Raw genomic sequence first — 14,667 nt, 5'->3', positions numbered from 1 at the left:
CCATGGCAAAAGACCAACCCTGGAAGGCCAAGGGCCTGAAGAAGGACGAATGGCTGGCGCAGGAGGTGGCCAAGGCGATCGGCGCCGGCAAGCCCTGGGCCTGCGAGACCGTGGATTTTTCCGATCCCGATCGCCCGCCCACCTGCATCGAGGTGGACTTCCCGATAGTGCCGGTCAATGAGCCGGCCGAGATAGAAGCATCTTCCGGAGCGGCAACGAAGCCAATTTATCAGATGTCACGATGGTGGGCTCGCCGACAGGCCAGCGTCTTTCGCTCGATCCTTCTGGCTTCCGTCATCAAGGCCCCGGACGACCCGGCCGAGGCCGCCAAGCTGGTCTGGGACGCCTACTACGGCAACCACCAGAAGAAGGGCGCCTTCAAGCACCTGAAGGTGGCTGACATCTTCATGGGCGGCGGAACGACCATTGTCGAGGGCTCCCGGCTCGGCATGCAGATGTTCGGCAATGATCTGAACCCGGTCGCCTGGTTCATCGTCAAGAACGCGCTGGCGCAGGTGGACAAGGCCGAGGTCGAGGCCCTGCTCGCGGACATCGAGGCAGAGGTCAAGCCCCAGATCATGCCCTTCTATGCCTGCGACTGCCCCCGCGGGCACAAGGGCCAATGGACCCGCGTCAGCACCGGCGAGGTTATGGGGGATGACTTCGACCCCTTGGCCCTGACCCCGGACGAGCGCAAGGACTACAGCTACCACGGCCCCGAGATCATCTACGCCTTCTGGGCCAAGCACGGCCCCTGCCAGGTCACCGGCTGCGGCCACCGCACGCCGATCATGTCCAGCCCCGTCATGGCCATCAAGACGCTGACGGTCAAGGCATGGTCGCGCACCTGCAAGCACTGCGGCGCCAAGTACGACCTGGAGCAGCGCGACGCCCGCATGGCCCCGGGCGTGCCGCTGGTGGTCGCCGACACCGAGCTGCCCTTCGCCGTGGCCGAGCTCGGCGACGACGCCATGCCCGAGCGCGCCACGTGCCCCTGCTGCGGGGCCACCGAGCGCTTCGGCAAGCTCGGCGCGGGCCGGCGCAAGAAGGTGGAGCTGTCGCTCTTGGTGCACCCGCAATGGCTGCAAGGAGAGGCTTCGCACGACCCCGAGGGCCGGCCCTACGGCGGCAGTGCGAATGACCCCGTCGAGGCGACGATCCGCTGGAACGAGGTGCGGGCGGAGAAGTGCAAGCTGATCGAGGTGAGGGGGAAGCTGCCGGAGGTAGTGGAGTGTCCAGAGACCGGAGGGCACATTCGCACGGGCAAAGAGGGCGGGAACGTCCATCAGCAGAGCAGCTTTGCTTGTCAGGCGTGCGGCGGAAATCAGGACGTACTAACTTCGGTCAAGTCCTACGGCCGGACTGCGCCGTTCGCCGAGCACGCATATCAAGTCTACTGCCCAGTTTGTGAAGGTAATGGCGAGCTTCAGGGCGGCCGAGCATATATGCAGGCATCTGAGCCCAAAAATATTAATGCGGCTATCCAGGAATGGAGCGAAAGGAGCGTCGGCGATCTGCAAGGTTACTGGCCGGATGCTTTGCTCTCGGAGGGCTGGAAAACCCACGGTTGGGCGATCCCGGAGCACGGCTATACCCACTATTGCCTGATGTTCAACCCGAGGCAGCTCCTTCAGCACGCTGTTTTGTTGAGAGCAATTGCGGCGAACAATAGCGTGTCACCGAATGCAACCGAGTCAGTCTTAGGGGCTTTTGCTCAGTTCTTGCGCTACTCATCCCTTTTCACGATTTGGCACCTAAAGAACAATCAGATCTCTGCGTTTTTGAGCAATAACAACTTTCAGCTGAAGAACGCTGTCGTCGAAACCAAAGCATTTTCGCCTGTCGGCGACGGATCTTTTCTTTCCGCAGGGAGAAGGGTGTTGCAAAGCTGTGACTACAGAGGTCATTCCTGGGACCTTGTTCTTCTCGATTCATTGACGCAACGCGGGGCATCGACACTGCTCGAACACCTTTCGGGGAAGACCTGCAAGGTCTATCCAGGTGACGCGGTTCTGCGCCCTTCGTTGCTTGAATGCACGAGTTCTTCTAATCTCGACGGCATTGCCTCCGATATGATCGACGTAATCGTCACGGATCCGCCCTTTGGTGAGTTGATGCAGTATGCTGAACTTTCCGATTTTTTTTACGTGTGGTTGCGACTCCTGCTCAAGGACGTGTATCCAGAGCAGTTCTCTCCGCCGTACTCTCCAAAAGCCTTAGAGGCCGTGACAAATCCGTTCCGGAACGTTGAGCCGGAAGCCTTCTATCAGCAGATGTTGACCGCCTGTTGGCGAGAGGCAGCCAGGGTGCTAAAGCCTGGGGGCTTGCTTGTCTTTACGTTTCATCACGACAACGACGGCCCGTGGATCATGGTTCTGGAGAGCCTGTTCAAGGCCGGGTTCGTGGTCATAAGAACCTTTCCTATTCGAGGTGACGCAAGTAGGGGTGATGAAAACTCGGCGTACGGAGCAGAAAAAGTGGAATACGACATCATCCACGTCTGTCGCAAACGCCAAGGGGAGCCCAAGCGCATCTCCTGGGCCAGGCTCCGTCGGCTGGTGCTGCAGGACGTGCGGGACCTGCAAGCCCTGCTGGAGCACCACCAGCAGGAGGGGTTGCCGGAGGCGGACCTGCAGGTGATCCGGCGCGGCAAGGCGCTGGAGTACTTCTCCCGCCACTACGGCCAGGTGTACAAGGACCAGGTGACGCCCATGTCCGTCGCGGAGGGGCTGGTGGGCATCAACCAGCTCTTGGACGAGGAGTCCGGCGGCATCAAGGAGGCCCCGCCGCACAACGCCGAGCCCTTCACGCGCATGCTGCTGCGGCTCTTCGACGGCAGCGCCGAGCTGCCGCGGGACCAGATGCAGAAGTTCCTGCGCGGCACCGGCAGCGCGCCGTCGGACTACGTGGACCGGGGCTGGGTATATGAGGAGAAGAAGGTCTTTTACCTGACGCCGCCGCTGGAGCTTGCACGGTCCTGGGTCGGCAAGCATCGCAAGGGGCTCCAGAGCGACTACGACCAGGCCATTTTCCTGGTGGGCGCCTGCGTCGAGGGCAGCGGCATCAACGTCAACGACACGCTCAACAACCCGAGCTTCCGCCCGCACCCGGCCCTGGGTGCGCTCTTGACCTGGCTCAAGACCCACGGGGCGGACACGCAGGCGCGCACCGCGGCGTCCCGGGCGTCGAGCCTGTTCGCCGCGTGGGCAGCCCGTAACCAGTCCACGATGCGCCAGCTCGACCTCTTCGACCAACTGGACGAGGAGGCCGCCTGATGGTCCGCACCCGGTTCAACCACGGCTGGTCCCGGCGCGGCTTTGCGCTGCTCTGGGACGCCGAGGTGCTGGGGCGGCTCTGCCCGCCGCGGGCAATCGTGTCGCTGCGCGAGCTGTTCGCGCTGGTGGGCCGCTGGCCCGAGGACCTGCCCGCCGCCGGCGGCGACGCCCTGGTGGTGTCCGGCCTGGAGGGCGCGCTGGACGTGCTCTCCGGCGCCGACGCCGCGCGCTGGATCGAGACCGATCTCCGCCAAGCGGTATTCTCCTTCCAGGACTTCTACGAGGGACAGGCCGGGCTGATACTCTGGGCACCAAGCGGGCGCAACCGCATCGACATGAACGCGGCCACCGAGTCCTACGCCTGGAAGCACCGGGACGCCGGCGCCGACGGCCTGCCGCTCGGCCGGCTCCTGTTCGCGGGCGCCGAGAACGAGGTGGAACGCATCCTGACCGGCGACGACCCGAACGTGGACTACGACGGCAAGCACTGGGCGGGGCTGCATCATCCGCGGATCAGTTGATGCCCGGCCGGGGCTTGCGAGCAACATATGAAGATTTACGCGGACACATCGATATTCGGCGGGCTGTTCGACCCGGAGTTTGCCGAGCCGACACGTCAGCTATTCAACGAAATCGATGCGGGGCGATTCCTGTTGGTAACCTCTGCGGTGGTCGAGGCTGAGATCGAGCCAGCGCCGGATCAGGTTCGCGAGCTCTTTTCGCGTTACGGGAAATCGGCCGAGCTCGCGCCGATTACTGAGGCGGCTCTGTCGCTTCAGCAGGCATACATCGGCGCGGGCATTGTCACAGCGAAATCGCTGGATGATGCCTTGCATGTCGCGCTGGCGACGATCTCAGGGTGCAACCTGATTGTTAGCTGGAACTTCAAGCACATTGTGCACTTCGATAAGATTCCGAAGTACAACGCCGTGAACACCTTAAATGGTCATGGTCACATTGGTGTTTACTCCCCGTTGGAGGTTATCAATTATGGCAATGACGACGCATGAGCCGGACTGCGTGGCTCTCAAGCGGCGGGGTGCCGAGCATGTGGCACGACTGATCGCGGGCATGACGGTGCAGGAGCAACTGGCATTCTGGGACAAGCGCACCGAGGCACTGCGTCGCCGTCAGGAGCAGAAGCGCAAGCTTGAAGCTGAAGCGTGATGCGATAGTTGCCGCGGGTTGCGCTTGATGCCCCGGCGATGTCGGTAGCGGGCCTGATCCCCGGCCAGCGCGTCGAGCACCCGCAGCTCGGCGAGGGCGTGGTCGTCCGCGTGCTCGCGGACGGGCATGTGCAGGCCTTCTTTCCGAGCGGCGAGCGGCAGGTCTCGGCCGCGTCGTTGCGCCCGGCCGCGAGCCGCACCGAGCGGATTATCGCCAACGTCGCCGGCGGCGCGGAGCGTCTGCGCAATGCCTGGCTGCACCTGGAGGCGCACGCGCTGCCGCTAATGGAGAACGCGGCGGCGCTGACCTCTGCCCGCATCGATCTCTTGCCGCACCAAGTGGTGCTGACGCATCAGGTGGCCACCGCGTCGCCGCGCCGCTTTCTGGTGGCGGACGAGGTGGGCTTGGGCAAGACCATCGAGACGGCGCTGATCCTGCGGGAGCTGGCGAGCCGCGGCGAGCTGGAGCGGGCGCTAATGGTGGTGCCCGCCGGGCTGGTGAACAACTGGCATCGGGAGCTGAACGAGGTCTTCAACCTGGACTTCGAGGTGTTCGGCAGCGAGGGCGATGTCACGGACCGGCGCAGCAATGCCTTCGCGAAGCACGACCGGCTGATCGCTAGCGTGGACACCCTGAAGCGCCGGGCGCGCATCAAGCGGCTCCAGGAAGCCCCGCCCTGGGACCTGGTGGTGTTCGACGAGGCCCACCACCTGTCCGCCTACCGCACCGGCCGCAAGGTGCGCAAGACCGAGAACTACAAGCTGGCCGAGGCGCTGCGCGACCACTCCCGAGACCTGATCCTGCTCTCCGCCACACCGCACCAGGGCGATCATTTCCGCTTTTGGATGCTGATCCAGCTCCTGAACCCGACCCTGTTCAAGGGGCCGGACGAGATGGTGCAGGAGCGCCACCGGCTGAACGAGGTGGTCTACCGGCGCACCAAGGCCGATGCCTGCACGCCGGACGGCGCGCCGCTGTTCGCGCGCCGCTGGGTGCACACCGAATCCTTCACCATGGACCCGGCCGAGAAGGCCTTCTACGCCAAGCTCCGTGCCTACCTGCAAGACGGCTTCGACCTGGCCAAGCAGCAGGGCGGCCAGGGCCGGGCGCTCGGCTTCGTGATGACCATCTTCCAGAAGATCGCGGCCTCGAGCTTTGCGGCCGTGCGCAGCACGCTGCAACGCCGGCAGCTCGCGCTGACCGTGCACGAGGCCATCCTGCGCGAGCAGGCGCTGGATCTGGACGGCCACAAGGCGCTGATGGCCGAGGCGCGCGGGCTCTTGCACCGGCAAACGGGGCTGGCCGACGACCCGGCAGGGCGCGGCGAGGTGGACCGGCTGCTGGCGGAGCTGAAGCTCCAACTGATCCGCAAGCTGGACGAGGAGGGGCTGGCGGCGGTGGCCTCGTCCGAGTCGGCGGAGAGCGTGACGGCCGAGGGCGAGGCCGCCGCGGCCACCGCGGTGGACTTGTCCCTGCCGGAGGAGCGGCTGCGCATCGCGGACCTGCTCGCGGCCTTCCCGCCGTGCCGCGAGACCAAGGTGGCCAAGCTGCTGCGGGGCCTGGGGGCGCTGTGGAACCAGCATCCGGCCGAGAAGATCGTCATCTTCGCGACCTACCTGGCAACGGTGGACCTGCTGGCGCGGGAGATCGAGACCGCCTATCCGGGCCAGGGTGTCGTGGTGCTGCGCGGCGGCGACCATGGCATGAAGGTGGCCGCCGAGAAGCGCTTTCGCCGGCCGGACGGCCCGCGGGTGCTCATCTGTACCGCCGCCGGGCGCGAGGGCATCAACCTCCAGTTCAGCCGCGTGCTGTTCAACTTCGACCTGCCCTGGAACCCGATGGACGTGGAGCAACGCATCGGGCGCATCCATCGCTACGGGCAGAAGGACACGGCGCAGGTGTACAACCTGGTGCTGTCCGACACCATCGAGGGCCGGATTTACCTGCTGCTGATGGACAAGCTGACAGAGATCGCCCGCACCCTGGGCAAGGTGGACGCGGCCGGCAACGTCACCGAAGACCTGCGGGCGCAGATCCTGGGCCAGCTCAACGACCGGCTGCGCTACGACCAGCTCTACCGGGATGCCCTGAGCGACCCGGAGCTCAAGCGCACGTGCGAGGAATTGGAAGCGGCGATGGCGAACGCCCGGGAGGCGCGACAGGTGGTGTTCGAGCTGTTCCAGGACCTGGACCGCTTCAGCCTGGACGACTACAAGCCGCTGGCCGACCTGGACGCGTCCAAGCACAGGTTGCTGGCCTTCCTGGCCACCGCTGCGGAGGCGGCCGGCGGCGGGCTGCGCCGGCTGGACGGGCAGCGCTTCGAGCTGCACGCCGGCGCTGGCGCGGAGCCGATGACCTGCACGCTGGACCGCGAGCTCGCCCAGGCCGAAGAGGGCCTGACCCTGATCGGCATCGACCATCCGTTGGTGGCGCGCTTCTGTGCGGCCTTGCAGGGCATGGACCCGGCGATGGTCGGCGCGGCGGTGTCCGCCGGGGTCGATGCGCCCGCGGTGCTGAGTATTTGGCTGGTGCGTACCTTCGGCGCGGGCCAAGACACGCACCAGCAGCTGATCCCGATTGCCGTCGACACCGCGGGCCGGCGCGTGCCGGCATTGGAGAAGCGCTATCTCGATTGCTTCCGCAGGCCGTGCGGAAATCCGGCATTGACGCCGACGGAGCGCGTGCGGCTGCTGCGGGAGCACATCGAGCCGATGCTGCACCGCGAGCTTGGCTATCGCGGTCTCGCGGGCTCGGATGCGGGTAGCGCCGACATTCTTGTGGCCTGGCTCGACATCAGCGCGGCGGAGGCCTGCTGACACCAGGCGCGAGCGAATCTCCCCGCGTTCATCGCATCTCACGCCGACGGCTGGAAGCCGCCGGACCCGGTCGCCGGCAAGATGCCCGAGCTCCACGGAGTGCGCATCAGCATATTGGAATATTCCAGTATTGACCTATGTCAACACCCGGCTGGGGCCTGTTGCCTAAGCTGTTTGTCGGGCCGGGACCGACGCCCGGCCCTGTTGCTCAGAACGTCAATAAACGGAGGTCTTGCTATGCTCGCCAAGAAGCTCGCCAAGAAGCTCGCCAAGAAGCTGCCCAAGAAGCGTCTGTTGCTTGCTGCCGGTCTCGCCGGCGCCACGCTGTTCGCCGCCGGTTCCGCGAACGCCTTCTGGGGGCCGTTCAACCCCTGGAATTGGGGTAACGGCTGGGGGCCGGGTTGGGGCGGTCCGTGGCACGGGCCGGGCTACGGCTACGGTTATCCCGGCTACTGGGGCGGCTACCCGGGCTACGGGGCTGGCTATCCGTACGCCTACGGCGGCTATCCCTATGCCTACGGTGGCTATCCCTACACCTACGGCTATCCGGGCTACGCCTGGGCGGCACCCGCCGCGCCCGCCCCCGAGTCGGAGTCCAAGTAAGCCAAGCGCACGCGCCGCCCGGTGCCCGCCGGGCGGCGCATGCCTCAAGCGACTGAGCCACGTGCTCCGAGCGTCTTCCGCCTCGGCCCTCGGCCCGCGCCCCTTCCCCCTTGCTATCATCCCGCCCCTGGCAAAAGGCATTGGGAGAGAGCGATGCGCGTGATTGTCGGCGACATCGGCGGTACCAAAACGGGGCTCGCGGTGGCGGAGGTGGATGGCGGCAGGGTGCGGCTGTCGGCGGTGGCGCGCTATCCGAGCCGGCAGTATGCCTCGCTCGCGGACATCGTCCGGCGCTGGATGGATGACACGGGCGTCGTCTGCGACTTGGGCAGCTTCGCCGTGGCCGGGCCGGTGGTGGGCGGGCAGAGCCGGACCACGAACCTGCCGTGGAGCGTCGATGCCGCCGAGCTCGCCCGGTTGCTCGGGTTTAGCGATGTGCGCCTGCTGAACGACCTGGAGGCCGTCGCCTGGGGCGTGGACGCGCTGGGTCCGGAGGACGTGGCCGAGCTGCAAGCCGGCGAGCCGGGTGCTGTCGGCAACGCCTGTGTCGTTGCGGCGGGCACCGGGCTCGGCGAGGCGGGGCTCTTCTGGGACGGCGCCCGCCACCGGCCCTTTGCCACCGAGGGCGGGCATACGGACTTCGCCCCGGCGGACGAGCACGAGTTCGCGCTGCTGGGCTTTCTGCAGCAGCGCTTCGGGCGCGTGAGCTGGGAACGCGTCGTGTCCGGCATGGGCATCGGCAATGTCTACGAATTTCTGGCCGACCTGCATCGGGCCGAGCACCCGCCGCTGGTGGACGAGGCGCTGGCCGGCAATGGCGACGTTGCCGCCGCGGTGGCGCAGACGGCTGCGGCGGGCTGCCCGGTGTGCAGCGAGACCATGGCGATGTTCGCGCGCCTGTATGGTCGCGAGGCCGGCAACCTGGCGCTCAAGCTCATGGCCTCGGGCGGCGTCTATCTCGGCGGCGGCATCGCGCCGAAGAATCTGTCCCTGCTCCGCGCCGGGGACTTCCTGGCCGGGTTCTTGGATAAGGGCCGCATGCGCGAGCTGATGGAACGGATGCCCGTGCGCGTGATCCTGAACCAGCAGGCGCCGCTGCTGGGCGCTGCCCTTTGTAATGAGGCGCTAGGGGCTAGGGGCTAGGGGCTAGGGGCGAGGGGCTAGGGGCTAGGGGCTAGGGGCTAGGGGCTGGCGAGGCAGAGCAAACCAGCGCACGGAGCGTCTGCTTGCGCCGCCCGCCGTCGCGGCAAGTGAACCGGTGGGCCGAGGAGGTCTTCCTTGGCCCTCGGCCCTCGTCCCTCGGCCCTCGGCCCTCGGCCCTCGGCCCTAGGCCCTAGGCCCTAGGCCCTACCCATGCGGACTATAATGCCGCTTCAACCAAGCGGTGAGCCCGTCGAGCCCCGGGAACAGCACCCGCTCGGTGACATTGGACTGATCGAGCTTGTCGCGGATCTCCCATTTGAGCCCGGCCGGGATCACGATCTTGCGCGCGAGCCCCGGGTGCGCCTCGAACCAATCATCCAGCGCCACGCGCGGGTCGGACATCAGCGAGAAGAACGCGAACTGATTGACGATGCGGTCGTCGATGGACGGCGGCTCGAAGAACAGCGCAAAGGGGCGCGGGCAGAGCGCGTCCAGCTCATCGAGCGACTTGACGGCCTCGGACAGCATCTCCACCGTGAACACGTTGGCGCCCTCGCGGGCGAGCTGCTCGGCCAGCCGGTCCGGCACCAGCTCGTGCGTGCGCAGATAGTTCGCGCCCCAGATGGCGCCGTCGCGGTCGAACTGCTCGATGTTGGCCGTCGCGAAGTGCAGCGCCGCGAAGGGCGAGTAGGTCCAGTCCATCAGCCGTGTCGGCAGCCCGTAGTGCTGGGCGACCGCGAGCCAGTGCCATACCGAGTCCCGCTCAACGACGCGTTGATGCGCATACTTGCGAAAATTCCGCAACAGGTGCCGCTCCAGCACCGGATAATCGCCGCCCAGCCGGCACAGCGTCGTCTCCAGCCGGTAGCACGCGTCGGACAGGCCGCGAAAGGCGTAACGCGAGCGGAAGCGCCCGAGCGCTGGGATCCAGGCCTCGGCAAAGAGGGCATCTTGGAGGTCGTTCCAGCTCTCGATGCGGATCTCGTCCATCTCTGTGGCCTCCTCTGTGGCCTCGTCATGACGCGCCGCGCGCGGCCCAAGCAACCGCGAAGCCTACACGACGCCCGTGACAATGCGACATGCGCCCAGGGCATTACCCAGATCACGCCGGCGCCTGCGTCCAATAGTCGGGAAACTGGTTCAGGTACCCGAGACATTTGCCATCGGAGGCAATCCAGTAGGTGAAGGCGGCCTTTCTCATCGCGCGCTCCTCTGGTTGTTGCCATACCCGGCTGTTTACGGCCCGCAGAGTGGCAGATGCGCTGCGCTTATCCGCGCTGGGCTGGTCCGCGTCGGTTGGCGGGGGCACGGCGGCACCGGTGGTTTGGGCCATCCGCGAGGGGCGCGGGGTTCTCACCCGCTGGATCACGCGGCCTTGCCAGGCCGCACTGTGCCTCGCACTGTCCCCGGTATTCCCGTGCCCGGAATTCTGGCCCCCTCGACTACCGCGGCTCGTGCTCGATCTCGTACGCCTCGATCAGGTCGCCGACCACCGCCACCAGCGAGTACAGCGGATGCGCAGCATCGTCGCGCACCTCGTCCAGCAGCTCGTTCAGGAAGGCGGTGGTGCGCTCGTAGTCCGCCTCGGACTCGATGTGCGCCAGCGGTGCCAAGGCCTTCAGCGTCTGCCAGGCCGGCACAATCTTCTCGACATCCAGCACAGCGTTCATGTTCGCCTCCACCGGTTTCGATCGTATTCCGCATGGGCCATGACGGCCCGCACATAGGCCCGTTGCTTATCGAAGTGGATCACCGTCGCGATCCGGTACTTGTTCCCGCCGACGTCGAAGATCACGTAGCCGTCCACGTAATCCGCCGACCCGAAGGTCTGCCGCAGCTCCGGGAAGGATGTCGCGGCACATTGGCTCAGACGACGATACCAGTCCTGCAACGCTGGCTGGGCCTCGGGATGCCGGGTCCAGAATTCGCGGATGGGGCGTTTGGAGATGACGCGCATCGGTTGGATCGCCGGTTACCGGTTCGCGCATATCGCCAGGTCGGCGCGGACGCCCTTAACATTTATAGGCATCGAATGGGCGATACTCCGCAAACTCGCCGCCGGATGGCAACCGCCAACCGAGCCAGCGCTGCGCCTCAGGGCTTGGGTTGACCCAGCAGCGGTTCGGTCCGTGTAGCTTGGACGCGCACCGTGGCGTCCGGCATGCGCGCCGGTCGTTGGCCTTGATGCGCATCGCGTTGCGCTGGTTGGACGCACCGCGACATGCCTCGGGCGGCGCGCTGCGCTGGTTGAGCACTTTCTCAACTGGCCGACCATGCGCCGTACGACACCGGCCTGACCCGTCTCCAGGCCGCTGGGGGCCTGGGCGAAGCGCTCGGTCAGGGACCTGTTGTCGGCTTCGGACAAAAAGTGTACTTCGTGCCCGTTGAACCTCTCAAGCAGCCCAAAGATCATGCGGCCCCGGTCTTGGCGCCCCTAGCCCCTAGCCCCTAGAGCGCTGGACGGCGCCGGATACTTGCAGATGGGTCAAGTTTCGACGCGCGGACCGGCGAGGCGCGCGTGAGCGACATCGGGATCTGGGATCGGTTGTCGCTCGGTTCGATTTCGATAGCGATCCCGATCCCGATCCCGATCCCGATCCCGATCCCGATCCCGATCCCGATCCCGATCTTGGCGCGAAATCGATGAGCACGCCTCTTCGCTCTGAGGCGAAGGCTCATCCGCCCGTTCTCACACAGGAGTTGTTTCCTCTATGTCGTCCCGTGAGCGCATCGGCGCCTGGATCGAGTCCGCACCGGTCCAGCGATTCATCATTGCGGTCATCATTCTCAACGCCGTCACGCTGGGGCTCGAGACCTCGGCGGGCATCATGGCCCGCTGGGGCGGGCTGCTGCACGTGCTCGATCGCGCGGCGCTGGCCATCTTCGTGGTGGAGATCGGCCTCAAGCTCTATGCCTTCCGGCTGCGCTTCTTCCGCGGGGCATGGAACGTGTTCGACTTCATCGTGGTCGCCATCGCGCTGGTGCCGGCGACCGGGCCGCTCGCGGTGCTGCGGGCGCTGCGGGTGCTGCGGGTGCTGCGGCTGGTGTCCACGGTGCCGCGGCTGCGGTTCGTGGTCGAGGCGCTGCTGGCGGCGGTGCCCGGTATCACATCCATCGCCGGACTGATGCTGCTGCTCTTCTACGTGTTCGCCGTTATGTCCACGAGCCTGTTCGGGCCGGCCTTCCCGGAGTGGTTCGGCAGCATCGGGGCGTCAATGTACACGCTGTTTCAGGTCATGACGCTGGAGAGCTGGTCCATGGGCATCGTGCGCCCGGTGATGGCCGAGTATCCGGCGGCCTGGGCCTTCTTTGTGCCCTTTATCCTCATCGCGACCTTCACGATGCTGAACCTGTTCATCGGCATCATCGTGGACACCATGCAGACCATGCATGAGGCCGAGCATGCCGCGGAGCGCCGCGAGGTGGAGGGCGCGATGCACGAGGATACTGACCGGGTGCTCGCCGAGGTGCAGCGCCTGCGACAGGACATCGCGGCGCTGCGGGCAGCGCTTGCCGGCGATGCCGCGACGGGCGATGCCGGAGAGGCCCGCGGCTGACGCATGGGGGCGGATACCCTCCAGGGGATACTGGTGTCTTATGAGTGCGCTGAACTGCGCCGCATACTCATCTGAATTGCAAATCAAATCCTTGGCGGCGCAAAATGCGCCTAGATGCGTCAACTTCTACAGCCAGACCGCGCTCGCGCGCTAGAGGGTCAGGGATGCCACCTTGGCTCTGGGCGCTCCGCCGTTGCTTTTCTTGCGATGACAAGCGGGTCGCCCAAGGCGACTCCGCCTGACCATGCCGGTCTGAGGCTCGGCCTCGCCTGTCGCCGGCTCATGTGTCTTCCCGGTCGGCAGCGCTCATGCGTGCCCCGCCCCCGCCGGCGGGCGGCCATTGTCGTCTGTTGTCTTCTGCTGCTGCCGATCGAAGCACTTGCGCTGTCGCTGGAGGTCAAGGTGGCAGGGGTCGAGGGCCAGGAGGAGAAAAACGTCCTCGCCATGCTCGCCATTTATCAGGAGCAGCAGGACGACAACCTCACCGTGCCGCGCCTGCTGGCCCTGCATCGGCGGGCACCGGAGCAGATCCGCGATGCCCTCGCGCCCTTCGGGCTCTATCGCGTGGAGGTGGAAGACAGCCTGACGCAGCCGCAGACCGACGGCGGGCGCTGGGTCGCCAGCTATCGCATCGACCCCGGTGAGCCCGTCAAGATCGGCTCCGTGGACTACCAAATCACCGGCCCCGGCGCCGACAACCCGGCCTTTCCGAAAGAGTTTCCGATGCAGCCGGGGGACGTGCTGCTGCACGCCGACTACGAGCGGGCGAAGGGCGAGATCACCTCGGCGGCGTCCAACGAGGGCTATGTGAACGCCGAGCTGGTGCGCCGCACGGTGCTGATCGACCCGGTGGCCTACGAGGCGCACATCGAATTCCACCTGGACACGGGGCCGCAGTATTTCCTGGGCCGGGTGAGCTTCCAGCAGGATCTGCTCGCGGACAAGCTCATCCGGAAGTACGTGGGCTTCGAGCCCGGCGCCGTCTTCGACCCCGACCTGCTGCTCGCGCTGCAGGGCCGGCTCATCGGCGCGGAGTACTTCAGCGAGGTCGAGATCGTGCCGAAGATCGATCAGGCCGGCCCCGACCGCCAGGTGCCCATCGAGGTCATCGCCAAGCGCAACAAGGCCAACAAGTACCGCGTCGGCGTCGGCTTCGCGACGGACATTGGGCCGCGTTTCAGCCTGGACTACCGGCGCCGCTACATCAACCGCTGGGGCCACAAGCTGAGGGCGGAGATCGAGGTCGCACCGGTGACGCAATCGCTGGTGGGCGAGTACCGCATCCCCATCCGCGATCCGGTGGCGGACTACGTGATGATCCGCCCGGAGATCTACGCCTTCGACACCGCGGGCCGACAGGGCACGCTGTTCAAGGTGACCGGCGTGCAGTCGGTGCTGACGCGCTCCGGCTGGCGGCGCGACCTGGGTCTTGATTATCGCTACGAGGACTACGAGGTCGCCGACGAGGACAGCGACAGCTTCAACGGCTTTGTGCCGCACGCCTCCTGGTCGAAGCTCGTCGCCGACGACCCGATCAACACCAAGAACGGCTGGCGGCTGAAATTCCTGCTGCAAGGCACGGCGCGCAACGTGCTCTCCGAGACCAGCTTTCTCAGCACCGCCGTCAACGGCAAGCTGATCCGCAGCCTGGGTCAGGGCAACCGGTTCATCACCCGCGCCAGCCTGGGCGCCACCTGGGCTACGAGCATCACGGACGTGCCGGCCAGTCAGCGCTTCTTCGCCGGCGGCGACAACAGCATCCGCGGCTGGGGGCTCGATGCGCTGGGACCCATCGACCCGGACACGGGACAGATCGTCGGCGGTCGCTATCTCGCCGTCGGCAGCCTGGAGTACGAGCGCAAGCTCAAGGGTCCCTGGAGCGCCGCCGTGTTCACCGACTTCGGCAACGCCTTCGACCCCGACTCCACCGCCGACTGGGAGCAGAGCGCGGGCTTGGGCGTGCGCTTCGCGACGCCGATTGGCCCCGTGCGGGTGGATTTGGCCTACGCGCTGACGAAGGAGCCGGGCGGGGTTCGGCTGCATTTTGGGCTGGGGCCTGATCTTTGAAGAAGGGGCTAGGGGCTAGGGGCTAGGGGCTAGGGGCAG

The 14,667-nt window shown here is 66.2% G+C and carries 13 protein-coding genes; 10 read left to right on the top strand and 3 right to left on the bottom strand.

Going from position 1 to position 14,667, the window contains the following annotated elements; all coding sequences use genetic code 11:
- Positions 1 to 2: 2 nt before the first annotated feature.
- The 7 genes from ML01_RS06960 (at position 3) to glk (ending at position 9,004) form a co-directional block, all read left to right on the top strand.
- A complete protein-coding gene (locus ML01_RS06960; RefSeq protein WP_058554677.1) occupies positions 3 to 3,275 on the top strand; it encodes a hypothetical protein in 3,273 nt (1,090 codons plus the stop codon).
- Complete coding sequence (locus ML01_RS06955; protein ID WP_058554676.1) at positions 3,275 to 3,796, top strand: hypothetical protein; 522 nt, start codon at positions 3,275 to 3,277, stop codon at positions 3,794 to 3,796. The genes ML01_RS06960 and ML01_RS06955 overlap by 1 nt, the downstream gene beginning before the upstream one ends.
- A gap of 27 nt (positions 3,797 to 3,823) precedes the next feature.
- Positions 3,824 to 4,285: a type II toxin-antitoxin system VapC family toxin gene (locus ML01_RS06950; RefSeq protein WP_058554675.1), complete on the top strand. Its 462-nt coding sequence runs from the start codon at positions 3,824 to 3,826 to the stop codon at positions 4,283 to 4,285.
- On the top strand, positions 4,266 to 4,442 hold the full coding sequence (locus tag ML01_RS28460; protein ID WP_156427588.1) for a hypothetical protein: 177 nt from the start codon (positions 4,266 to 4,268) through the stop codon (positions 4,440 to 4,442). Before ML01_RS06950 ends, ML01_RS28460 begins: the two co-directional genes overlap by 20 nt.
- A gap of 38 nt (positions 4,443 to 4,480) precedes the next feature.
- A complete protein-coding gene (locus ML01_RS06945) occupies positions 4,481 to 7,258 on the top strand; it encodes a DEAD/DEAH box helicase (protein ID WP_058554674.1) in 2,778 nt (925 codons plus the stop codon).
- Between the two features lie 237 nt (positions 7,259 to 7,495).
- A complete protein-coding gene (locus tag ML01_RS29540) occupies positions 7,496 to 7,861 on the top strand; it encodes a hypothetical protein (protein ID WP_058554673.1) in 366 nt (121 codons plus the stop codon).
- 153 nt (positions 7,862 to 8,014) lie between these two features.
- On the top strand, positions 8,015 to 9,004 hold the full coding sequence (glk, locus tag ML01_RS06935; RefSeq protein ID WP_058554672.1) for a glucokinase: 990 nt from the start codon (positions 8,015 to 8,017) through the stop codon (positions 9,002 to 9,004).
- 204 nt (positions 9,005 to 9,208) lie between these two features.
- Here glk and ML01_RS06930 read toward each other — a convergent pair whose 3' ends face one another.
- The 3 genes from ML01_RS06930 to ML01_RS06920 all read right to left on the bottom strand — a co-directional run bounded on the left by ML01_RS06930 (position 9,209) and on the right by ML01_RS06920 (position 10,961).
- Positions 9,209 to 9,994, bottom strand: a complete 786-nt coding sequence (locus tag ML01_RS06930; protein ID WP_058554671.1) for an FRG domain-containing protein — start codon at positions 9,992 to 9,994, stop codon at positions 9,209 to 9,211.
- A 452-nt stretch (positions 9,995 to 10,446) separates the two neighbouring features.
- Entirely contained in the window at positions 10,447 to 10,674 is a 228-nt protein-coding gene (locus ML01_RS06925) for a hypothetical protein (protein WP_058554670.1), read from the bottom strand.
- Entirely contained in the window at positions 10,671 to 10,961 is a 291-nt protein-coding gene (locus ML01_RS06920; protein ID WP_058554669.1) for a type II toxin-antitoxin system HigB family toxin, read from the bottom strand. The genes ML01_RS06925 and ML01_RS06920 overlap by 4 nt, the downstream gene beginning before the upstream one ends.
- A 561-nt stretch (positions 10,962 to 11,522) precedes the next feature.
- Here ML01_RS06920 and ML01_RS31000 point away from each other — a divergent pair.
- From ML01_RS31000 to ML01_RS06905, 3 genes are all read left to right on the top strand, one after another.
- The gene (locus tag ML01_RS31000) at positions 11,523 to 11,651 is read left to right on the top strand and encodes a hypothetical protein (protein WP_256363621.1); all 129 of its coding nucleotides are present in this window, start codon (positions 11,523 to 11,525) and stop codon (positions 11,649 to 11,651) included.
- A 64-nt stretch (positions 11,652 to 11,715) separates the two neighbouring features.
- A complete protein-coding gene (locus tag ML01_RS06910; RefSeq protein WP_058554667.1) occupies positions 11,716 to 12,561 on the top strand; it encodes an ion transporter in 846 nt (281 codons plus the stop codon).
- 312 nt (positions 12,562 to 12,873) lie between these two features.
- The gene (locus ML01_RS06905; protein WP_254045159.1) at positions 12,874 to 14,628 is read left to right on the top strand and encodes an autotransporter assembly complex family protein; all 1,755 of its coding nucleotides are present in this window, start codon (positions 12,874 to 12,876) and stop codon (positions 14,626 to 14,628) included.
- Positions 14,629 to 14,667: the final 39 nt, after the last annotated feature.

The sequence above is a fragment of the Thiohalocapsa sp. ML1 genome (genome assembly GCF_001469165.1).
Taxonomy (GTDB): domain Bacteria; phylum Pseudomonadota; class Gammaproteobacteria; order Chromatiales; family Chromatiaceae; genus Thiohalocapsa.
This window is presented reverse-complemented; position numbering and strand designations above follow the sequence as displayed.

Bases quoted from the DNA above. Each gene is read 5' to 3' on its own strand.
- ML01_RS06960 (WP_058554677.1), top strand. From the start codon at position 3: ATGGCAAAAGACCAACCCTGGAAGGCCAAGGGCCTGAAGAAGGACGAA.
- ML01_RS06955 (WP_058554676.1), top strand. From the start codon at position 3,275: ATGGTCCGCACCCGGTTCAACCACGGCTGGTCCCGGCGCGGCTTTGCG.
- ML01_RS06950 (WP_058554675.1), top strand. From the start codon at position 3,824: ATGAAGATTTACGCGGACACATCGATATTCGGCGGGCTGTTCGACCCG.
- ML01_RS28460 (WP_156427588.1), top strand. From the start codon at position 4,266: ATGGCAATGACGACGCATGAGCCGGACTGCGTGGCTCTCAAGCGGCGG.
- ML01_RS06945 (WP_058554674.1), top strand. From the start codon at position 4,481: ATGTCGGTAGCGGGCCTGATCCCCGGCCAGCGCGTCGAGCACCCGCAG.
- ML01_RS29540 (WP_058554673.1), top strand. From the start codon at position 7,496: ATGCTCGCCAAGAAGCTCGCCAAGAAGCTCGCCAAGAAGCTGCCCAAG.
- glk (WP_058554672.1), top strand. From the start codon at position 8,015: ATGCGCGTGATTGTCGGCGACATCGGCGGTACCAAAACGGGGCTCGCG.
- ML01_RS06930 (WP_058554671.1), bottom strand. From the start codon at position 9,994: ATGGACGAGATCCGCATCGAGAGCTGGAACGACCTCCAAGATGCCCTC.
- ML01_RS06925 (WP_058554670.1), bottom strand. From the start codon at position 10,674: ATGAACGCTGTGCTGGATGTCGAGAAGATTGTGCCGGCCTGGCAGACG.
- ML01_RS06920 (WP_058554669.1), bottom strand. From the start codon at position 10,961: ATGCGCGTCATCTCCAAACGCCCCATCCGCGAATTCTGGACCCGGCAT.
- ML01_RS06910 (WP_058554667.1), top strand. From the start codon at position 11,716: ATGTCGTCCCGTGAGCGCATCGGCGCCTGGATCGAGTCCGCACCGGTC.